At 60.0% G+C, this 20,596-nt stretch carries 23 protein-coding genes and 1 tRNA gene; 11 read left to right on the top strand and 13 right to left on the bottom strand.

What is annotated here, in order from left to right; genetic code table 11:
- Positions 1 to 2: 2 nt before the first annotated feature.
- Both AAID99_RS00300 and AAID99_RS00295 read right to left on the bottom strand, forming a co-directional pair.
- Positions 3 to 317, bottom strand: a complete 315-nt coding sequence (locus AAID99_RS00300; RefSeq protein ID WP_188424511.1) for a hypothetical protein — start codon at positions 315 to 317, stop codon at positions 3 to 5.
- Entirely contained in the window at positions 314 to 1,696 is a 1,383-nt protein-coding gene (locus tag AAID99_RS00295) for an amidohydrolase family protein (RefSeq protein WP_188424509.1), read from the bottom strand. Before AAID99_RS00295 ends, AAID99_RS00300 begins: the two co-directional genes overlap by 4 nt.
- Before the next feature lie 238 nt (positions 1,697 to 1,934).
- Between AAID99_RS00295 and AAID99_RS00290 the strand changes: the two genes are divergently transcribed.
- The gene (locus AAID99_RS00290) at positions 1,935 to 2,849 is read left to right on the top strand and encodes a class I fructose-bisphosphate aldolase (protein WP_188424502.1); all 915 of its coding nucleotides are present in this window, start codon (positions 1,935 to 1,937) and stop codon (positions 2,847 to 2,849) included.
- A 2-nt stretch (positions 2,850 to 2,851) separates the two neighbouring features.
- On the opposite strand, the gene AAID99_RS00285 is transcribed toward AAID99_RS00290, so the two are convergent.
- Positions 2,852 to 3,628, bottom strand: coding sequence for an ABC transporter ATP-binding protein (locus AAID99_RS00285; RefSeq protein WP_188424500.1), 777 nt, complete (start codon positions 3,626 to 3,628; stop codon positions 2,852 to 2,854).
- A gap of 5 nt (positions 3,629 to 3,633) precedes the next feature.
- Positions 3,634 to 4,434 carry an ABC transporter permease gene (locus AAID99_RS00280; protein WP_188424498.1) on the bottom strand — a complete coding sequence of 267 codons (801 nt, stop codon included), beginning with the start codon at positions 4,432 to 4,434 and terminating at the stop codon, positions 3,634 to 3,636.
- A gap of 229 nt (positions 4,435 to 4,663) precedes the next feature.
- Here AAID99_RS00280 and AAID99_RS00275 point away from each other — a divergent pair, with 229 nt between their 5' ends.
- The 3 genes from AAID99_RS00275 to AAID99_RS00265 are packed head-to-tail and all read left to right on the top strand — an operon-like array spanning position 4,664 to position 7,222.
- Positions 4,664 to 6,004, top strand: a complete 1,341-nt coding sequence (locus AAID99_RS00275; RefSeq protein ID WP_498492661.1) for a transglycosylase SLT domain-containing protein — start codon at positions 4,664 to 4,666, stop codon at positions 6,002 to 6,004.
- Between the two features lie 23 nt (positions 6,005 to 6,027).
- On the top strand, positions 6,028 to 6,597 hold the full coding sequence (locus AAID99_RS00270; RefSeq protein ID WP_498492659.1) for a peroxiredoxin: 570 nt from the start codon (positions 6,028 to 6,030) through the stop codon (positions 6,595 to 6,597).
- 46 nt (positions 6,598 to 6,643) lie between these two features.
- Positions 6,644 to 7,222 (top strand): DUF1643 domain-containing protein, encoded by a 579-nt coding sequence (locus tag AAID99_RS00265; RefSeq protein WP_498492657.1) that lies wholly within the window; start codon positions 6,644 to 6,646, stop codon positions 7,220 to 7,222.
- A 129-nt stretch (positions 7,223 to 7,351) separates the two neighbouring features.
- On the opposite strand, the gene AAID99_RS00260 is transcribed toward AAID99_RS00265, so the two are convergent.
- From AAID99_RS00260 to AAID99_RS00220, 9 genes are all read right to left on the bottom strand, one after another.
- Positions 7,352 to 7,978, bottom strand: coding sequence for a POTRA domain-containing protein (locus AAID99_RS00260; RefSeq protein WP_188424492.1), 627 nt, complete (start codon positions 7,976 to 7,978; stop codon positions 7,352 to 7,354).
- Positions 7,979 to 8,081: 103 nt separating this feature from the next.
- A complete protein-coding gene (locus tag AAID99_RS00255; protein ID WP_498492655.1) occupies positions 8,082 to 9,614 on the bottom strand; it encodes a peptide MFS transporter in 1,533 nt (510 codons plus the stop codon).
- A gap of 65 nt (positions 9,615 to 9,679) precedes the next feature.
- Positions 9,680 to 9,826 (bottom strand): hypothetical protein, encoded by a 147-nt coding sequence (locus AAID99_RS00250; RefSeq protein ID WP_188424488.1) that lies wholly within the window; start codon positions 9,824 to 9,826, stop codon positions 9,680 to 9,682.
- Positions 9,827 to 9,829: 3 nt separating this feature from the next.
- A complete protein-coding gene (locus AAID99_RS00245; protein WP_498492653.1) occupies positions 9,830 to 10,759 on the bottom strand; it encodes a DnaJ C-terminal domain-containing protein in 930 nt (309 codons plus the stop codon).
- Positions 10,760 to 10,876: 117 nt separating this feature from the next.
- Positions 10,877 to 12,400 carry an efflux transporter outer membrane subunit gene (locus AAID99_RS00240; RefSeq protein ID WP_498492651.1) on the bottom strand — a complete coding sequence of 508 codons (1,524 nt, stop codon included), beginning with the start codon at positions 12,398 to 12,400 and terminating at the stop codon, positions 10,877 to 10,879.
- A gap of 2 nt (positions 12,401 to 12,402) precedes the next feature.
- Positions 12,403 to 13,314: an HlyD family secretion protein gene (locus AAID99_RS00235; RefSeq protein ID WP_188424482.1), complete on the bottom strand. Its 912-nt coding sequence runs from the start codon at positions 13,312 to 13,314 to the stop codon at positions 12,403 to 12,405.
- 72 nt (positions 13,315 to 13,386) lie between these two features.
- Positions 13,387 to 13,581, bottom strand: coding sequence for a DUF1656 domain-containing protein (locus AAID99_RS00230; protein WP_025840443.1), 195 nt, complete (start codon positions 13,579 to 13,581; stop codon positions 13,387 to 13,389).
- Between the two features lie 268 nt (positions 13,582 to 13,849).
- Positions 13,850 to 14,281, bottom strand: coding sequence for a hypothetical protein (locus AAID99_RS00225; protein ID WP_498492648.1), 432 nt, complete (start codon positions 14,279 to 14,281; stop codon positions 13,850 to 13,852).
- Positions 14,282 to 14,416: 135 nt separating this feature from the next.
- Positions 14,417 to 14,695: a hypothetical protein gene (locus tag AAID99_RS00220; RefSeq protein WP_188424478.1), complete on the bottom strand. Its 279-nt coding sequence runs from the start codon at positions 14,693 to 14,695 to the stop codon at positions 14,417 to 14,419.
- A 74-nt stretch (positions 14,696 to 14,769) separates the two neighbouring features.
- On the opposite strand from AAID99_RS00220, the gene AAID99_RS00215 reads away from it, so the two are divergent.
- From AAID99_RS00215 to AAID99_RS00185, 7 genes are all read left to right on the top strand, one after another.
- Positions 14,770 to 15,879 (top strand): ABC transporter ATP-binding protein, encoded by a 1,110-nt coding sequence (locus tag AAID99_RS00215; RefSeq protein ID WP_498492646.1) that lies wholly within the window; start codon positions 14,770 to 14,772, stop codon positions 15,877 to 15,879.
- A gap of 113 nt (positions 15,880 to 15,992) precedes the next feature.
- Positions 15,993 to 16,976 carry an extracellular solute-binding protein gene (locus tag AAID99_RS00210; protein WP_498492644.1) on the top strand — a complete coding sequence of 328 codons (984 nt, stop codon included), beginning with the start codon at positions 15,993 to 15,995 and terminating at the stop codon, positions 16,974 to 16,976.
- A complete protein-coding gene (locus AAID99_RS00205) occupies positions 16,973 to 17,386 on the top strand; it encodes a hypothetical protein (RefSeq protein WP_188424472.1) in 414 nt (137 codons plus the stop codon). Before AAID99_RS00210 ends, AAID99_RS00205 begins: the two co-directional genes overlap by 4 nt.
- Complete coding sequence (locus AAID99_RS00200) at positions 17,379 to 17,882, top strand: YcgN family cysteine cluster protein (protein WP_498492642.1); 504 nt, start codon at positions 17,379 to 17,381, stop codon at positions 17,880 to 17,882. Before AAID99_RS00205 ends, AAID99_RS00200 begins: the two co-directional genes overlap by 8 nt.
- Entirely contained in the window at positions 17,876 to 18,550 is a 675-nt protein-coding gene (locus tag AAID99_RS00195) for a M48 family metallopeptidase (protein WP_498492640.1), read from the top strand. Before AAID99_RS00200 ends, AAID99_RS00195 begins: the two co-directional genes overlap by 7 nt.
- Before the next feature lie 53 nt (positions 18,551 to 18,603).
- Positions 18,604 to 18,689, top strand: a tRNA-Leu gene (locus AAID99_RS00190).
- Between the two features lie 87 nt (positions 18,690 to 18,776).
- Positions 18,777 to 20,420 (top strand): DUF6538 domain-containing protein, encoded by a 1,644-nt coding sequence (locus AAID99_RS00185; RefSeq protein WP_498492638.1) that lies wholly within the window; start codon positions 18,777 to 18,779, stop codon positions 20,418 to 20,420.
- Positions 20,421 to 20,596 lie beyond the last annotated feature (176 nt).

Genomic DNA, 20,596 nt, shown 5'->3' with positions numbered 1-20,596 from the left:
ACTCAGCGCGGCGGAGGGACAGGCTGGGCATAGCCGGGATGAACCGGGTGAGGATGATGCCGATGACGGGGAAGAGGGCGCGGCGGCGGCGGTGGCGGCGGCTCCGGCGGGAGTTGCACCGGCCTGAAGGCTGGCGGTGCCTCCCCTCGATGGTAGTATGGCCCCTTGTAGTTATCGTTGAGCTGCGACGAATTCAGGCGGTCAATCACGCTATTTCCGGTGCCATCGGCGTAACGGCCGGGAGCCTGCTGTGCGAGGGCGAGTGAGGGAGAGGCAAGAAGTACTGCCCCCAGTAAAGCCCCGAGATGACGGTTCATGGTGTCTTTCCTTTAGGAACGAGTCCGTCAGAGACAGGCGTACCGCGCTGCCAGACCTGAGAAATCAGGTCGATATCAGATATGGTTCGATCCGGAGCGCCGTCAATAACCAGCAGATCTGCCCGTTTTCCAACGGCCAACACGCCACGATCCTGCAGCCCTAGAAGCGCTGCTGCCTGCTGGGTTGCGAGATTGATGGCCTGAAGAGGCGTGAGGCCTGCCTGCACGAGCAGGACCAGTTCGCGGTGCTCGGCAAAGCCCGGCAGACGCAGGGGGGTCGCCCCTGAATCCGTGCCGAAACCGATATGCACGCCCCTGCGATAAAGGGCGAGAAGGTTGCGCTCGTTCATCGCCAGAGCCCCGTGGGCAGCGGCCGAAGCGGGTTTGGCAAGCGTGGATTTGCGCCAGTTCTCATCTGCCACCGTATTGCGGAGAGCGGGCGACATGGCGTCGTAAACAACGCTCTGACTCAGAACTTCAGGATGCTCGGCGAAGTAATAGGTCGACTCGTCCAGCGACAGGGTTGGAATGTACCAGGCCCCGCTTGTTCTGAGCTGGGTGATCAGAGCCGTATCGACTGGTTTGTCCCGAACGCCATGGGCGAGGATATCTGCCCCATGCGCCAGAGCCTGATGCGCGAGATCGAGGTCATGAATATGCACGGCGACCCGCAGATGGCGCTTATGGGCCTCTGCCATCGCGGCCTGCCACACTGGCGCACCCAGCAACGGCAGAGGTGGTTTGGCAGGATTGGTGAGATGCAGATCGTCGAGCCAGATCTTGACGAAATCCGTGCCTTCATCGGCCATGCGGTCAACGGCCTGACGCGCTTCCTGAGGCGTATGAGGCCGGAAGATCTGGTCATGACCCATCTTGTCCACCATTGCTTCTGGCGGCATGCCCCCCGGGGCGCCAATGCCCTGATCGACACCGAAGAGATCTGCACCGGGATTGACGCCCTGATGCTGTTCACGACGCAACTGATCGAAGAGCGGCGATTTGTTCAGCCCCAGGGCTGTGACTGTCAGCACGCCATAGCGTCTGTACTGCTCAAGTGCCGCAAGAATGGTCGCCCTTGTATAGTTTCGCGAGGCCGTGGTCATCCCGTCGACAAGGCCAACATGGCTGTGGTCGCTGATAAGCGCAGGCATGACCGTCTTGCCATGAAGATCGAGTGTCCTGACCCCATGTTCAGGCGCCTGGCCGATGGATACGATCTGCCCGTGGTCGATGATGATCGTCATATCCGGTTTTGCGGCGGCTCCGGTTCCATCGACAAGTCGGGCATGGAGCAGCGCAACCGGCTCGGCCATCACGGAGGGGGAGAAAAGGCAGGTACCAGCCGCAAGGCAGGTGAGCAGGCCGAAATGTCGCATCATCTTTCCTTTCTCCCTCCCCTCCTGAGAGGCTGGTAGTGGCGCGGCAGGGCGCGGACGGAGGTGCCGCGTGAACGCGACAGCCCCCCGTGGGATGCATTGGTTCAAAAACCGATGTCGAATCTGTGAAGGCTAGTTCGGGTGTCGCAAGAAACGGATCGGGGTGGCGACAGTTAGAAAGCGTTATAGTCCTTCGGTCACCTTTCCCACGGGCTGGCCAATAATAAAACAGGAGCGCTGCATGTCGCTGACACCCCAGGTCAAAGCCATTCTTGCCAATTACGAAGCCGATAACCCCGGCACAAAGGCCAATCTCGTTCGTCTGATGAATACGGGCGTGCTGGCAGGCACCGGCAAGCTGGTCATCCTGCCGGTCGATCAGGGTTTCGAACACGGGCCTGCGCGGTCTTTTGCCGCCAACCCCCCGGCCTATGACCCGCATTATCATTTCTCCCTAGCGATCGAAGCAGGGCTCAATGCCTTTGCGGCGCCGCTCGGCATGCTTGAAGCCGGGGCATCGACCTTTGCCGGACAGATCCCGCTGATCCTGAAATGCAACAGCTCGAACTCGCTGGCGACCGAGAAGAACCAGGCCGTCACCGGCACCGTCGCCGACGCGCTGCGTCTCGGCTGCTCGGCCATCGGCTTCACCATCTATCCGGGCAGTGAATACTGCTTCGACCAGATGAACGAGCTGCGTGAACTGGCCCAGGAAGCCAAGGCTGCTGGCCTGGCCGTGATCGTATGGAGCTATCCGCGCGGGCCGATGCTCGACAAGGCGGGCGAGACGGCCATCGATATCTGCGCTTATGCCGCCCATATGGCTGCCGAGTGCGGCGCGCACATCATCAAGGTCAAGCCCCCGACCGACGCCCTTTCTCTGCCCGCCGCCAAGGCCGTCTATCTCGAGCAGAAGATCGACATCTCGACCATGGAAGCGCGTGTCCGCCACGTGGTGCAATCGACCTTTGCCGGGCGTCGCATCGTCATCTTCTCAGGTGGCGAACATGCGACAACCGACGCGCTGCTCGACACCATTCGCGGCATTCATGATGGTGGCGGTTTTGGATCGATCATCGGCCGCAACACCTTCCAGCGCCCTCGCGAGGAAGCCCTTGCGCTGCTCGCTTCGATCACTGGTATCTTCAAGGGGTGAGATTACCCGTGATTGACAGCCTTGTAGGCGTCAATCACCAGATCCGGCGGGCCGTCCATACGGATGCGCCCGCCTTCCATCCAGATGATGCGTGTGCACCATTGACGCAGGATGGGGAGCGAGTGCGAGGTGATGACCAGAATACGCACATGCTCGATAAGGCGGGTCAAACGCTCGCGTGCCTTCTCCTGAAAATGGGAGTCGCCCGCCATGAACCACTCATCCATCAGCAGGACCTCAGGCCGGGGTGCTGTCGCAAGGCCAAAGCCCAGACGGATTGCCATCCCTGAGGAATAGAGCCGCACCGGCAGATCAAGAAACGCGCCAAGCTCTGCAAAGGCCTCGACGTCGGCTTCAAGTTCCACGGTCGCCGAATCGCTAAGACCGATATAGCGCGCATAAAGCCGGATATTCTCACGCCCTGTGAGATCGGTGTTCATACCGGCCTGCGGGCTCAGAAGCGCATGAAGATCGCCCTCGACATGCAAGACGCCCAACGATGATTCATAGATCCCGGCAAGCGCACGCAGAAGCGTCGATTTGCCTGCGCCATTGTGCCCGATCAGCCCGACACGTTCGCCAGACTCGATCGAAAGGGTCAACTGGCTCAGCGCCAGAACCACTGTCGTGTCCGAGTTGCTGACGATACTGCCACCAGCGCTCTTCCGGTCTGCAACCTTGTTCCTGACCCCCTTGAAGAGACTTTTCTTCAGCGAGCGAGCGCTGCCGTGGAACATCGGATAGGTCAGCGAGTAATCGATCAGGCGGATCAGGGGCATGGAACTCAGACCCAGAAAGCCAGACGCGCACGCGTCCTGGCGAAAAACAGGAAGGCAATGAAGCACCAGAACGCACTCAGGCCGACCGAGATCATGACGACCGGAAGCGACGGCAGGGTACCGAAAATCGGTGCGCGCACGAGTTCCAGCAGATCGTAGAACGGATTGAGCATCAAAAGAGCGCTTTGACGCGGCGAAAGCTGGGATGGCTTCCATATGATCGGCGTCACGTAAAAGGCGATCTGGAGAAACGCCCCCATAATGGGCGGAATGTCGCGAAAGCGTGCGCAAAGCGCACCCAACAGCAGACAGGACGCAAAGCCGTCAATCATCCAGAGTGCCAGACCCGGCAGCGATACAAGACTGATCAGACCTGGAGAAACGCCATAGATCACGAAAACACCGATCGGCACGACAATGCTATGGGCGAACACGATGGCATTACGCACCAGAAGACGCAGCGCCTGAAGTGAAAAGGGCAGCTTCATCGCATGAATACTGGCTTCGGCATCAATGAAGCAGGTGCAGGACTCTAGCAGCAGGCTCGACAAGCCGACCTGCCAGAGCGCCATGGAAAGAGACAGGAAAGGCAGATATTCGCGCAGATTCATGTGGAAAAGACGGGCATAGATCACGCCCATCGAGACCACCATGACCAGTGCAGAGAGCGTCAGCCAGAACGGGCCAAGCACGGAGCCGCGATAGCGCAGCCTGACATCGGTCCAGCCGAGGGTGGCGGCGAGCCGCCAGGAGCGCAGACCTGATGCTAGATCATCCCATGCTCGGGCATATCGACTCTGGCTCATGTCCCTCCAAGGGATTTTGCAGGTTCATATTCTGCGACGTTTCGAGGGTTTCGCCCTACCGGATAAGCCCCGTTTCCGCAACCATCGAGGCCTGCCGCGCAGCACTGACAGAAATCGAAAGAGTTCCCGTCAATTTATTGCTATCTTTCTCGAACAGGGCTCCGTAGTTTTGCCGCATTCCTGCCGCAGAATGCGGTTCACGCTCGGTTTGCATCAGGTGAAGCCCATCATGACCCGTTTTCGCCGTTTGAATGCCAAGGTCGGACAAGAAGAAGCCGGCCGGTTCCTGTTTTCGGGGCTGAAATCTTCACGCCTGCTGATGATTACGGGCGCTGCGGCCCTGCTGTCGGCCTGCGCCAACGGCCCTCAGAGACCGCAGATTCCTGTTGCCCAGGAGGCAGCCGATTACCGCGAACACGCAAAATCGTATTACGCGCCGCCGGGCCCGCCGGAAGACCCATGGGGCCCGTATATCGAGGAAGCCTCAGCGCGATTCGATGTACCCGGCACGTGGATCCGCTCGGTGATGATGCAGGAATCCGGCGGACGGCTGTATGACCGCAACGGACAGTTTACCACGTCAGCGCCCGGCGCCATGGGGCTGATGCAGCTTATGCCGCCCACCTATGACGACATGCGCTCGCAGTATAATCTGGGCGATGACGCCTATGACCCGCATGACAATATCATGGCGGGCACGGCCTATATCCGGCAGATGTACAACATCTATGGCTCGCCGGGCTTTCTTGCCGCCTATAATGACGGCCCCGGAAGCCTTGACTCCTATCTGCGTCGCGGTCGTTCCCTGCCGCGCGAGACACGGCGTTACGTCGCCCATGTCGGGCCACAGATCGCTGGCATCTGGCCCCGCAACCGATCCGCTGCCGATCTTCTCGTGTCCCAACACGACCCCTCTGCTGCGACGATGGTGGCGCAGAGTGACAGCGAGACGGCGTCTGTCCGTGCGGCGTGGCGCCAGCAGGCACAGACAGCGACCTATCGTGCCGACCAGCAGGAAATGCAGGTGGCCGAAGCGCCCGCAGCCAGCAATTCGTCAGTCAGTGCTGCCTGGGCTGCCCGTGGTGTCGTAGCAACCACGCCGTCACGTAGCGCTCCGGTGCAGATGGCAAGCGCGAACACGCAGGACGACGACGGCGCCTCATCCGACAGCGTTGCCCAGGCATGGGCGGGTCGTGCGCCCGTGCAGCCGATTCCGGTCGGACGCCGCCTTTCGGCTGAGCCCGTGCTTGCTGTCATGACACCACGACCTGCGCAGCGCGAAACCCGGACGCAATCAGCACCGCGCAGCGTGCAGCCCGGGAACTGGGCCATTCAGGTCGGTGCCTATAATTCTGCCGTCCAGGCAACGCGCGCCGTCGCGCAGGCGCAGACTCATGCTGGAACTTCGCTCTCTGGCGCACGTAGTCAGGTTTCCACGGTGCAGTCCGGGCGGGCCCATCTCTACAGAGCGCGTCTGCTCAATCTCTCCCATGACGATGCCGTGGCAGCCTGCCGGAAGATGGGCCGCGACACGCCCTGCGTGGTCGTCTCTCCGGGATCATCGTTCTGACCCTGATCTTGTGCGGAGATCGCATGCCTCGTCGTCTAGCCTTTGTGCCCCTGAAGACCCTGCTTGGCCTTTCCCTGATACTTGCAGCACCTGCTGCAAGGGCGGAACTCAAGCAGGGCGCTGAAGCCCCCAATTTTACCCTGCCAGCCACCCAGAATGGCAAGGAGATGCAGTACACCCTGCGTGACGCCCTCGCCAAAGGACCGGTGGTTCTCTATTTCTATCCGGCAGCCTTCACCAAGGGCTGCACCATGGAAGCCCATGGTTTTGCCGACGCCATGCCGCAGTTCTCCGCACTCGGTGCCAGCGTCATTGGCGTGTCCATGGACAAGATCAGCAAGCTCGATGATTTTTCGGTCAGTCAGATCAAGGGCCAGTTTCCTGTCGCCTCTGACAGCGAGGGCAAGGTCACACGGCTTTACGACGCCAAGATGCCGATGCTCGATATCGCCCAGCGCGTGACGTATGTGATCGCGCCGGAAGGCCAGATCATCGCGACGATCAGTTCGGAATCCCCCGGCAATCACGTCGAGAAAGCTCTCGCAGCGCTGAAGACGTTCAAGGCCGACACGATGAAGAACAGAAAGAAATAAGGATTTCCGCGCTTTCTCACGGCATGGGAAAGCGCGTCTGCCGCCTATGGATCAGAAAACCCCGACTCATCACGTAGGGTCTTCCAAGGCCCTGCGCCTTCAGGACGATGTTGTCAGCACGGCTGTCTATGACGGTCCGCATGATTGTTATCGTTACAGGCTTCATCGCGTCTGGGACGAGCGCAAGCCCAGCATCATGTGGCTGATGATGAACCCATCTGTCGCGACCGAATACGGCGATGATCGTACCGTTGCCAAATGCCAGCGCTATGCGCGCAGCTGGGGCTATGGCGCGATGTTTGTGGGTAATAGTTTCGCTTATCGCTGTACCGATCAGAAACGTCTGCTCGAAGTGGACGATCCGGTAGGGCCTGGAAATAATGAGGCGCTACTCGCCATGGCAAAGGAAGCCGACAAGGTCATTCTCGCCTATGGCTCCCCGACCCACCCTACCCTGCGCGCGCAGGGCAACGAAGTGGCTCTTGCCCTGCACGAGGCCGGGATCCGTCTGTACGTGATGCGCCTGAGCAAGGGTGGACGCCCGGAACATCCGCTCTACCTGCCGGGAACGCTGGAACCAACCCTACTGGAAGATACGTTTTTTTCTACGCTGGCATCGGATTAGACGATCCGATGGATCATGAATGCCACGCTCTTTGCAGAGCGTGGCGATACCGCTCATACGCGGCCGACGCGAATAGTCTAAAGACGATGTGCCTTAAGGCGAGATGAGCCCCCTGAGGGGCCCGCCTTTTTACTTCTCGGTGATCTGATAGGTCAGCACGACGTGATTGTCGTGATTGGGCTGCGTGGCTACAGGCTGGATCTGCACGCCAAGATTGTGCTTCTGATAGACTTTCTGAATAGCAACCGTGTCAGCCGTCGCCGCTTCTGCCGTGACGGTCGCGCCCGGATGCAGCTTTGTTGCTGCTTCGAGTTCAGCCGTGGGCACCTGCTTGTTTCCGACGAACTCGACCTTGTCGAGAACAAACGGGGCCGGGGCCGGAGCCGCACTCGGAGCCTGCTCCTCGATCACGAGATAGAACTGCACCGTGTTCTTTACGAAGCGCTCTTTCTCGCTGAATTTCGCCCCGAGATTCTTGGCCTTGTAGAGGTCGGCCACTTTCTGCACCCCGGCATCAAGCTGCTCGCGCGTAACGGTGTCGCCCACATGGTAGGGAAGAGCCGCCATGATATCTGCGGTGGTGATGGCATTATTGCCTTCGACCTTGAGAATCTTGAGCGTAAGCGGTGCGTCTGCAGCCGGTGCACTGGCGGCCATGGCAGGCGTCGCGGCGCCGATCACAGGCAGGCAGGGCGATGCAACAGTTCCGGCAATAAGGGCCAGACCGGCGAGGGCGTAACGTGAGCTCGGCTTCATGATGTCGTCCTTCTGAACAGGCTCGTTATGAGCGCAGGGATGATAGGCATCTTCCCGACCGATTGGCAAAACCCTGCCCCTACGGGCAGGGCCGTGCAACAGATCAGTCTTCGACCTCGAGCGGCATGGCCGGACGGACGCCCGGTATCGCCGAACCACCCATCGCCGCCATATGTTCGCGATCCCAGCGTTTGGCCAAAGGCAGGAGACAGATTAGCAGCCCGGTCAGTATCAGACCGGCGATAAAGAGATCGCGGAAAAGCGGCACATAGAGGGCTGCGGCAGCAGCGCCAGAAGCGGGCTCGCCCGTCGATGCCGCGAAATTGGCCACGAGGCTGCCCACATACATGGCTATGCCCCAGACCAGATAGAGCGACCCCATCATGAAACCGCTGCTCTCGGCTGCGGTATAACGCGCGATAATGGCGAGGCCGAGCGCCATGGTCAGCAATTCGGCAATGGAAATGAGACCATAGCCAAGCACCATGACCCAGGCCGATACCAGATCTTGCGTATGGGACGCGGCAATCCACCAGATGAAAAACCCGAGCGTGACCAGTCCGAAACCCAGCACCATCTTGTGCGCCAGAGACAGATCGCGTCCCTGGGCGGCCAGACGGTTGTAAAGCGCTGCCAGAACCGGGCTGGCCAGCATGATCCAGATCGGGTTGAGCGCCTGAAACTGTCCGGCACGCAGATGCACCAGGGTCACGCCGCCGATACGCAGATCACCATCGACCGCACGCAGGGCAAAGAGCGTGAGCGAGGTCATCATCTGCTGGTAGAAAATCAGATAGGCCATGCTCTCGAGGCAGAGCAGAAAGGTCAGACGCAGACCCGGACGGGCCTGCGCCCCGGAACGGAAATAGAGCCGCCCCCACAGAATAACGATGGCGATACTGGCTGCCCAGACACAGAGCCGCGCGATGCCAGGGCTTGCAATGATACCGGTCAGAACCAGAACGGTCAGCACGAAGCCGCCAAGAACGATCAGGAAAGGCCGCATCTGGAACGGCCCCTGGTCCAGAGCAGACCCTGCATGGTGGATCCACTGGCGACGCCAGAAATAATAGAGCAGCCCTACAACCAGACCGCCGGAGCAGGTCAGAAACGCACTGGCCGGGCCATAGCGATCCTGAAGCAGCGGCGTAATGAGCATCGAAACCGTCGAGCCCACATTGACCGACATGTAATAGATGGTGAAGGCGGCATCGAGCGCCGCATCGTCGCCCTCATAGATCCGTCGCACCAGATTGGCGGCGTTGGGCTTGAACAACCCGTTGCCTGCAGAAATCAGGGCCATCGCGAAGAAGAGCAAGGGGCGATGCTGGTCAGCCAGAGCGAGCGCAGCATAGCCGAAGATCAGCGCAAAGGCCCCCATGAGCATGGTGCGGCGCGGCCCGAGAATACGATCCCCCGCATAGCCACCGAGTACTGGCGTGATGTAGGTCAGTCCGACAAAGGCTGCGATCATGACGTTCGCAGCCACATCGCTCAGCCCAAGACGCTGCACCAGATAGAGCGTGAGAACCGCCTGCATGCCGTAATAGCCGAAGCGTTCCCACAGCTCGATGGCAAACACGACCGAAAAGGATTGTCGTCGTGTCGGCAGCGCGGATGAGGGGAGTGAACTCATGAGGAATGTCCGGACAAATGAAAATCAGTTGCCCGGAGATATCACACTCATGAGGGAGCGAAAGTCTAAAGTCCCGCCCAGACACCCGAGATACGCATCCCGCCATAGCAGAGCAGGACCAGAAGCGCCGTGGCAAGAAGCGCCACAACCGCTCCCATCACTTCGCGGGTAAAGACCAGTTTCCAGTCGAAAAAGCTGCTCTTCACGGGCATGGATCAGGCCTGTTCGCCCTGAAGCGCCTGCTGCTTGGCCAGAAACTCCTCAAGTGCCGGATCGACCTTGCCGATCCGGACCTGCAACGTAACATAGAGGTTACCCGCCTTGTGTCCGCCATGCTCGGCGACACCGCGCCCACCGAGGCGCAGTACCGTGCCTGTATCGGAATGGGGCGGCACTTTCATGGTCACCTGACCTTTGGGCGTCGGCACCACGATCTTTCCACCCAGAATGGCCGTGCTAAGATCGACTGGCACACTTGCCCGCAGATCACGCCCCTCTCGCGTATAGACGGTGCTTGGCGTCACCGAGATGGTGATGAGGGCATCACCGGCCGGAGCGCCCTCACCCATTCCCGCAGCGCCCTTGCCACTCAGGCGCAGGGTCTGACCATCTTCAATACCGGCAGGGATCTTGACCTCAACCGTTCCGGCTTCCGGCAAGGTCACACGGCTGGTCGTACCCAGCACGGAATCCTCGAACGAGACAGTCAGCGTATAGGAGCGATCGGCACCGCGACGGCTGCGACGACGGCCGCCACCGCCGAAAGGTCCGCCTCCGAAATCGGCCCCGGTGCCGCCACCGCTGAACATGTCGGAAAAGAATGCTCCCAGATCTTCCTGGTTGAACTGACCGCCACCGCCGCCAGGGAAACCCTGACCACCGCGGAAACCGCCGCCACCGCCCGGGCCGAACGGACCGCGCTCATTACCCTCGGCATCGATCTCACCGCGGTCGAAACGCGCCCGCTTTTCCTTGTCGCCCAGAATACCATAGGCAGCACCGACGGCCTTGAAGGCCTCTTCGGCCTTTTTGTTGTGCGGGTTGTGGTCTGGATGATGCTCCTTGGCGAGCTTGCGATAGGCGCTGCGGATCTCCTTATCCGTGGCGCCGCGCGTCAGGCCAAGCGCTGCATAAGGATCTTTCACGCCTGTTTCTCCTCATTATTCGTGAATACTACAGAATTCATGCGTTTTATATCGGTCCGGCGCGAAACAATTCAAGAGCGTCCCTCATCCTGGAACCACAAGCCATCGAGACCGGCCCTAGCGGGAAAACGCCTTGGCCAGAATACTCTGCTTGGCGGCATCGATTGGCAAGGCCGTGTCACGCAGGGCCAGACCCTGCCACCCCGCCCCCATGGCGGTATAAAGAGCCACCGTATCGTGCAGGCGGGCAGTGCGGGCAACAGCTTCGCGATCCTGTGCGCCCAGAAGCGTACGCTGGGTGGTCAGCACATTGATGTAATCTGTCAGACCTGCCGCATAGAGACGCCGCGCACGGTCTGCAGCGAGCCCGCTATCGATGGATGCCTGATGCAATTGGGCCACGTAATGATCATTATGCAGCCATGACGTCATGGCGTCCTCAACCTCGCGGAAGGCATTGAGTACTGTCTTGCGGTAGGTAAGCCTGCTCGCCTCCGCACGGGCACGCGCCTCGACAACCTGCGAGGTGAAACGCCCGCCATGCATGACCGGCAGGGTCGCCAGCATCATGAAGGACCAGCTCATCGCGTTGACCTGAAACGCCTGATACATGGCCGAGGCATTCGGGTTGAATGTCAGCGGGATCGAGAATTTCGGATAGAGCTGGGCAACAGCCACGCCGATACGTGCCGTCGCCTCGGCGTAGCCACGCTCGGCCGCGCGGATATCGGGACGGTTGGCCACGACGATGGATGGCAGCGTAGCCGGGAATTGCGGCATGACCGGCAGCGAGGCCGTGCCGTTCGGCAACGCCTCAAGCTCTGCCTTGAGGTCGCCCGGCATGTCACCAAGCAGCACGCTCACCCCGTGGCTCAACGTATCGACCTGGGATTTCAGCGGCTCGAGCGACGCCAGTTCGCTGTCGAGTTCGCTCTGCGCCTGCGCCGTCTGCAGCGTATTGCCGATACCCTCGAGATAGAGTCGCTTGGTGAGATCGACCTCGCTCTGGGCATTCTTCACATTGGCCTGCGCGATCGCCAGACGCAGCTGCGCCCCTCTGAGCGAGATATAAGCCCGCACCAGATCGGAAAGCAGCGTCATGAGCGTGGCGCGTCGATCTTCGATACTGACATCGATGGCGCGCTCGCTGGCCTCAACCTCACGACGGATACGGCCGAATGCGTCGATCTCCCAGCTGGCCTGAGCGCCATAGGTGAGCACTGACGCCTCGGGGCGGTTCTGGGGATTGCCCGGGCGGATCGGCCAGTTATCGATGTTGATCGAGTAACGGCTCGAACCACCACCTGCATTGGCATCAAGCTGCGGATACCAGGCTGAAGCCGCCTCTTCACGCATTGCGCGCCCGGCGATGATGCGCTGATCGGCAATGAGCAGATCGTAATTGCCCTTAATGGCCTGAGCGACCAGCTTGTTGAGCAGAGGGTCGTTATATTGCCCCCACCACTCCTTCATCTCCGCTTCCGTGCGCGCGATTTCCTCAGGGGTGGCGGCGTGATCGGCCTCGACAAACCCGTCCGGCAGCTTCATGCGGTCAGGGGTGTAGTTCGGACCAACCGTGCAGCCGGCAAGGAGAGAGGCTGCGAGGGCGACGGCGGCGAGCCTGCGTGGGAGAGGAACCATGATCAGAGATGGTTCTGGAGCCAGGTGGTCAGTCGCCCACGCTGCCCTTGGGGAGGCGTGCCGACCGTGACGGTGCAGGTCATGCCTGCAGCAAGAATGACCTCAGGCGGGACACGATCGAGATGGATACGCACCGGGATGCGCTGCGCCAGGCGCACCCAGGTGAAGATCGGGTTGACGTCCTGCAGGCCGAGCTTGTCCGGCGAGCCGTTCTGGTCATTGATGCCGCGGGCAATGGAGACCACATGCGCAGGCACGATCTCGCGATACCCCATGAGCTTGACGCGGGCGACGTCCCCCACATGCACGCCCCACATCTTCGTCTCTTCGAAATAGGCGTTGATCCAGAAGCTGTCGGCATCGATCACCGCCATGCGCGACTGGCCCTCATGCGCGTAATCGCCCACACGCAGGTTGAGGTTGGTCACATAGCCTTCGACAGGTGAATAGACGATCGAACGCTGGAGGTTCAGACGCGCCACATCGAGCGTCGCCCGAGCCGCATTGACCGCGTCCTCCTGCGTCTCGACATTCGAATTGTAGATTTCCTGCTCTTCGGCAGAGACGATACCGTTCAGCCCCATGCGACGCTTGGCGTCATTACGCCGCAGTTTCAGGTCTTCTTCCGCACTGGCGAGATGGGCTTCAGCCTCTCTGATGGCGAGGCGGAACCTGACCGGATCGATGACGAAAAGCGGATCGCCACGATGGACGAAATCATTGTCATGCACCGGCACGCTGACAACCGTACCCGAGACCTCAGGCGCTGCGTCCACAACATAGACACGCACGCGCCCGTCACGCGTCCAAGGGGCAATCATGTAAGTTTCCCACAGCGTGTAGCCCAGAAGGAGCGTCACCCCGAGCACTGCTAATGTCAGGAAAACACGGATCAGCGTACGGGCGAGCAGCACGAAGGAGATTCCTTGCCATGGTGTGAGGGGGTGGATCGGCTTACATGGGAACCCGTAAGAGGCTCTGGCTGTTCAGACATACAGCACCATCAGGCACAGCACGCACACATAAAGCGCCACCTCGAAAAGGGCGACATGCCAGAACCACTCGATGGCGCCGGTGCGCCAGAGCAGGAAACGGATGAACAGGGTCACGGGGATCGCGGCAAGCGAATAGACGGCGATGGGAGAGATCAATACGCCGAAAAGATTGAATTCTGCGAGCATCTGCCTCCCTCTTCCCTTTCAGCATCGACCTTTCGGGATCAGAAAAAGGAGAGCATGGCCCGGCTTGATGGAAAAGCGCAGTTCTTCATCATCTCGCCAGGATGCGGACACCAGATGATACGACCTGACCGAACCCGGGGCGCTTCGGACAACCGATCTGAAGCACCTGCCGACAGGTCATAGAAGAAACAGAACGCTCCTGCCAGAAGGCAAACCTGAATTTTGCATTAGATTTCCGGCAGGAATAGTCACAAGCGCTTTATGGCACCTACCGTCGGGCGAAGATATTCCGCAATGCAACGAAAATCTGCTTGCCGGTAAAACGCCCCACCGGACCAATGAGCAGACCCATCAGGGTCGAGAGCGCAAGTGTCTGCTTGAACTCGATCATCTTGCGGTCGCGGCGCAGACGGGCTTCGAACTCAACCGGGTCGGCAATGTTGCGCGTACCCAGAAGCGCGAAGATGATCACGAAAAGCAGATCGACCCCGAGCACCGAACAGGCAGCGGCGAAGGCCGAGAAGTGCAATACGCTATAGGCGAAAGCCCAGAGTACCGCATGAAATGAAACCAGGGCGAACAGGCCGAAGATGGCGGCAATGATGAAATAGGCAACACGGCGACCGATGCGCATGGCCACGCGCTGCATCACCTCACCCTGTGCCTTGAGGGCTTCCTGCCCGACATCGATGACCTTCATGGAGATTCGCTAGCCTTTATCGTGTGATCGTATCAGGGGCGAAGCCACAAGATCGGGTCTGAAACAGGACAGACCCCCTTGCCCGCCCCGTATACGGGTTGGAACGAGAGGCCGCCCTGTCTCCGAGAGGACAGCCTATTTGGAGACACGTCCTGCAATAAAGCCAATGACGGCAGAAATCAAAACAGCAGCGATCGGACGGGCCCGAACGCGTGCTTCAGCATTGTGCAGCTGAACATCGGTGATCTCGCGTGCATTGGCAACTGCCTGATCGGCACGGTCGGCAACATCGAGCAGGGCCGGGTTGATGCGGTCCTTCAGAAGCTGTTCAAGCTGGCTCTTGAGGCTGTCGATCTGCTCCTGCGCCGACTTGGCAGCGGCATCGGCGGTGTGCTTGACGTCTGTCTTGCTCATGTCACAACTCCTTGCGCGGCGAGAACCGCGTTTACTGGTTGAGGCTCAAACGCTCTGAAGAGAGGCGAGGTTTCATGTCTGCGTCATCACGTGATCGCAAATTTCCTCTCGTGATCGAGGCGCTTGCCCTTGCAAAGGCTGCGGAGTCGTTCTCCCTGCGCCTCGGTCAGGGAGAAGCGCTCAGCCTTCTGAGCAATGACCCTCAGGGTCTCAGCCTGTTCTGCGATGTGCTTGCGGGTTTTGCGATACCAGAAGGCGGAAGCATTTTCCTCGACGGGCAGGACATTACCGGTATTCCTCCGGAGCAGCGGGGCATTGTGCTGGTCTCACCGAGAGACCCGGTTTTTGGCCATCTCGACGTTGCCGACAATATCGCCCTGGCTCTGCGCGCCAAAGGCGCTACGGCACAGCTTGTCGATACGACCGTCAGGAAAATGCTGGCCCTTGTCGGCCTTGATGCCCAGAGCGACCAGCGTGCGGATCTGCTGACGCCGGAGCAAGCCGTCAGACTCAAGCTCGCCCGGGCTCTGGCCGGGGCGCCATCAGTGCTTGTTCTCGACGGATTGTTGAGCGAACTCGACCTGCGTGCGGCCGGCAAGACGCGCGATCTGGTCGCCAGACTGCAACGGGCGCTGGGGCTGACTCTTGTTCATGCTGCCCGCAGTCGCGAGGATGCGCTCTGGCTTGGCGGACGCATCGCCCTGTTTGACCGGCACGCGCTGGTTCAATGTGCCGACGCAACCATATTGATGGAGCGCCCCAGTGACGCCCGCAGTGCCAGCCTGTTCGGCGAGGCCAATCTCCTTACCGGGCGAGTGCTTGAGATTGAGGATGATATCGCCCGCATTCACCTCGCCTGTGGCGGTGTGGTCGAGGCCATGGCCGATGCCGAACTTGCCGAGGATGCGCTGTGTATTCTCTGCATACGTCCTGACCGCATGACCCCTCTTTTCGGCGCTCCCATGGCAGGCGACGACGAGCCAGCCCCTTTGCTGGCAAACATCCAGTCGGTTCTGCATACGGGTGAGCATATCCGCTTCAGATTGCGTCTGGCCGATGGCGGTGAAATCGAGATGCGCCGCCCGCTTCTGCAGTCGATGCGCGGCGTCACCCAGGGTGCCTCGCTGCAACTTGCATGGCAGGCCAGTCAGGCTGTGGCCTTTCCCATGAAAGACGATCTATAAGGGCAGTCCTGCTTTCACCTCCAGCCCGGAAAGGGTGTTTCCTGCACGCGTCTTCACCCTCTTCCAGACATGGCCGCCTGCGCCCTGCTTTGCTGCGACGCGTAGGCTGGGTGATGGCGCTGACATTGTGCCTGCCCCTCTCTGCCCTGGCGACGCCGCATCACGCCGCGCATCATGTCGTGCGTCATGCCAAGGCAAAGAAAGCCAGCCGCACAGCCGCCACAGCCCGGCCCGTTCTAGCCGTCATATCGGGCAGTATCGACGCGCATTCGCTTCTGATGCCCGACCAGCCCTATCCGCTGCGCGAGTGGGATGGCAGTCTCGCCACATTGCGTGCGACCGCTCAGGCGCGTACGGCCCCCTGGCTGGCCGCCATGATCGACAACACCACGCTTTATGCTGCCTGCCGTGATGGCGTGGTGCAGACCCTGCCTGCGCCGAGCCCATCGCCTGCCTCACATATGGCCGCCACGTCTCCCTGCGGTATTCAGGCTGGGGAAGAAAGCATCGTTCTGGCCTGGGATCGCGGGCGTCTGGGGGATACGGCACCGGACTGGAGCGATTTCTGGGATATTGCCCGCCATCCGGGCAAGCGCGCCCTGCGCCTTGACCCGCGTGGCACGCTGGAGATCGCGCTCATGGCGGACGGGGTCGCACCGCGCGACGTCTATAGCGTTCTTTCCTCCCCTTCAGGGGTTGAACGTGCCTTTCGCAAGCTCGACCAGCTCAAACCCTATCTCGTGTGGTGGCGCACCGCCGAAGAAGCAAGCCGCATCATGAACAGCGGTGCAGCCCTGATGCTCTCAACCCCATTCGACCGACTGGCCGATCTGGGTCCAAAAGTCTCGTTTGCGACCCAGTGGCGTCAGTCGCTTCGCCAGAAGCTGTCCTGGGCGATCCCTCGCAATGTGCCCTCCGATCAGACAGACGCAATCATCAAGATGCTGCGCGATCAGACGCCGCTGCATGACGACACGCAGGATGCCCCTCAGGATGGACGCGATCTGGGCAGTCTAGCGATGAGCGACAGTTTCTGGGCCATCAACTTCGACGCCCTGCAAAAACGTTTTCAGACCTGGCTGACCGCGACGCCATGATGGTCGCGCTTGCGCTCCTTGTTGCAGGAGCGGCCTTCTGTCTTGTTGTTCTTGCCCTGTTACGGGTGATCGCACCAGGGGCCTTGCCACGCCTTCTCGTTGCAAGTGCCTCCGGCGGGTTGGTCGGCGCATGCTGGCTGAGCGTCATCCGGACAGGGGCTGTGCATAAGGGCGCGCTGTTTGGCGCGGGCTTTCTGATTGTTCCCTTCTGTCTGTTACCCGTCACCCTGCGTCTTTCAGGCAAAATCGAGGGGCTTTCCCGCGCCGCAGCGGGGTTGGGGATGGGGCGTTCAGCCAGGATACGCCATTTATGGCTGCCGCTGTTGCGTCTGCCAGTAGCCCTGTCCGGCCTTTGCTTTGCCTTCTGTCTGACGCTTTGCCTGTTTCTTGCGAGCTTCACCCATGGCTGACTCTGCGCTCCCCTTCTGGCAGACCACCTCTCTTTCAGACATGAGCAAAGAGCAGTGGGAATCACTCTGCGATGGCTGCGGCAAATGCTGCCTGCACAAGCTGCGCGATGAGGAAACCGATGCGATCTATTTTACAAATGTCGCATGCCGCCTGCTCGACCTCGAATCCTGCCGCTGCTCCAGCTATGAGACCCGTTTTCGCAAGGTGCCGGACTGCGTCTCGCTTACCCCGGACATTCTGGCCGATATCGACTGGTTGCCGCCAAGCTGCGCCTATATTCTGATACGCGATGGTCAGGATCTGCCTGAATGGCATCCGTTGCGATCCGGCTCTGCAGAATCCATCCATGAAGCGAGTATTTCCGGACGCGGCAAGATGATCAGCGAACGCGAAGCTGGTTTGCTCGAAGATCATCTTGTCGACTGGCCCGCGGAGATCCCCGCAGGCGTTGCGCGCAAAAAACGCAGGCGCAAGCCGCGCAAGACCCCGTGGTAAATACGGGAGACCGTCCCATCCTCTGGCGTCGCTCTGCGCGAGCGCGCCGCCTCTCGCTGCGCATAGACCCTGTGCTGCGACAAGCCGTGGTTACCTGCCCCCTCTCGCTCTCGCCCAAACGCGCCGAGGAGTTTGTTTCTGCGCATTCGGTCTGGATAGACGAGAAACTCGCTGCACTGCCTGCAGCGCCGAGGCTTGTGCCTTTGCAGACGATCACACTCAATGACCATGAAATCACCCTGCATCACGACCCGGATCAGCGCCGGCCGGCGTTACTGGAAGCGTCACGCCTGACGATAGGCGGTGCGATCGACCGCTTCGAGACGCGCGTCCTGTTTTTCATCAAACATCAGTCAGCCATCAGCCTGCCCCCGCAACTCAGCCAGCATGCCATTACAATGGGATGTCACCCCACCAGTATCGTGTGCGGCAATGCCCGGACACGCTGGGGAAGCTGCGCCCGCACGGGCCGGATCATGCTCAATTGGCGCCTCGCCCTGATGCCCCGAAACGTGCGCGACTATGTCATGATTCATGAACTCGCTCATCTTACGCATTCCGACCACAGCCGTGCATTCTGGCGCCATGTAGAGCGTTTTCATCCCGAAAGGCGCACTGCACAGAACTGGCTCAAGAAGCACGGTGCAGGACTGCTCGCCCTAGGCTGACCATTGGGGATTTGCACACCCCCTCCCCCGTGCTAGAGGCAAGCCCGTGCTGTGCGAACTTGGCGGAATGGTAGACGCACGAGACTTAAAATCTCGAGTCCTTCGGGGCGTATGGGTTCGAGTCCCATAGTTCGCACCACTATCTCATTGAAATTGATGGGTTTTTTGTCTCTCATCGCGTCAAACCGGGGTTTTCCCGGAATTCTTCCCAGAATGGGAAATTTTGATGCTGCGTCTGATCGGGTCCCGCTACCATTTTCGCAGGGCCGTGCCGAAGGATATTCAGCCTCTCCTGAGGCGGTCCGAGATCTCCCTTTCGCTTGATACTTCGGCTAAACTCGAGGCTCGCAGACGGGCGGCACAGCTATATGACCGGACCGGACAGTTCTTCGACAAGGTGCGCGCCATGAGTGACTCGAAAGCCCGACCGCCCACACCGGATGAGATCATCACTTTTTATGAAAGCTTCGTTCGCGATACCGAGTCTGCCCATGCCATCGAAATGCGCCTGCTCGAACTCAAGCATGAAAGGGAAATGACAGAGGTTCAGGTACGCTTCCTCGAGTTCAACAACCTTGTAACGCGTTTTCTCTCCATCATCGGCCCCTATCTTGCCAAGGATACCGAGCGGCTCGAAACGATGCGGAAAATCGTGAAGAAGGATCTGCCTGAAGCGCGTGCGGAGGCCGCCAATCTGGCCGCTCAGGTCGATCTCCTGAAAAGCATCGTTGTCGACATTGGAACCGCTACGAAGAGCGAACCTATCGCCCCAGTGCCGCTGACTGCTGAACCAGACCCACGCAAACCATCCACGCCAAGGAAAAAGCTTGCAAGCTCCGGCTCCCGCTCAAAGCTTCTGACGGTCAGCATGGCTGCGGAGCGTTTTATTTACCCGGATACCAATCGCTCAGAGGATACGAAACGCGGCACGCGCAAAGCGCTTACTATGTTCATCGATGCCTTCGGCGACATGGAGGTTGAACGGATTACCGGCGAGACGGCTGGCGAGTTCCGTGATCTCCTCTTCCGTCTTCCCTCCACCCACGGCAAGGAGCGCAACGGTCGTTCGATCCGTGACGAGGTCGCGCGCGCTGAAACCGAGAAGCTCGAGACCATCAGCGCCAAGACGGTCAAGAACCACTTCTCTCGTCTCTCCGCTCTTTGGGCGCTCCTGTTGCAGCGTGATCTGGTGTCACGCAATGTCTGGGCAGGCTGGGACTACCATGTCACGAAGAAGGTCGAACGACGCTGCTTCAGCGATGCTGAGCTGGCGCAGCTCAGTACGACACCATGGTCGAGCCGCATTCCCTCTGCACGCACGGCAGCCGCAATCATCAATATTGCGGCCTATACAGGTATGAGACTCGGTGAGATCTGCAACCTGCGCTGCGCCGACATCAAGAATATCGAAGGTGTCGCCTGCTTTCAGATCCGCCCGCACGACGAGAATGGATGGTCCCCGAAGACACAGGCAGGCACACGCATCGTACCAATCCACCCTGAGCTGATTGCAAAGGGTATTCTGTCTTTCATGAAGCCCGATCAGGTCTGGCTGTTCCCGGATCTTGTCGTTACGAAAACCGGCGACCGCTCGGCAAGCTTCTCTCAGGCCTTTGCGCGCCTGCGAAGCAGAGCCGGACTCCCCAGGGAAGTCTGTTTCCATAGCTTCCGCCACACAGTCTCGACCAAGCTGCGCAATACCGGGCATGAACTACGGGAGATCTGGATTGACCGTCTCTTGGGGCATGAGGCGACGCATCGCAGCCAGGGGACCATGAACTACACATCCGCGATTGACGTCCCTAACCTCAAGCGTGTTGTCGACGCGATCGGTTACGAGACGCTTGATTTAGCAATTCCCGAAAGTTGAGCGGAGACTCATCTTTAGACATCAGTTCGTCCGCTTCCGCCTCTTTCCTGACGTAGGAGTACAATTTCATACCTGCTCGAAGCGGACGTGGCGCACGGCTATAAAAAATAGTCTCTTCCAATTCAGGAGCGGTTTAGCAGGGCCACGCGTCGCTGAAGATTGGTTAGAGCTACGAC

Source organism: Asaia sp. Ae19-3, assembly GCF_059801175.1.
The sequence above is the reverse complement of the archived record's forward strand: the minus strand, read 5'-3'. Positions and strand labels throughout refer to the sequence as shown.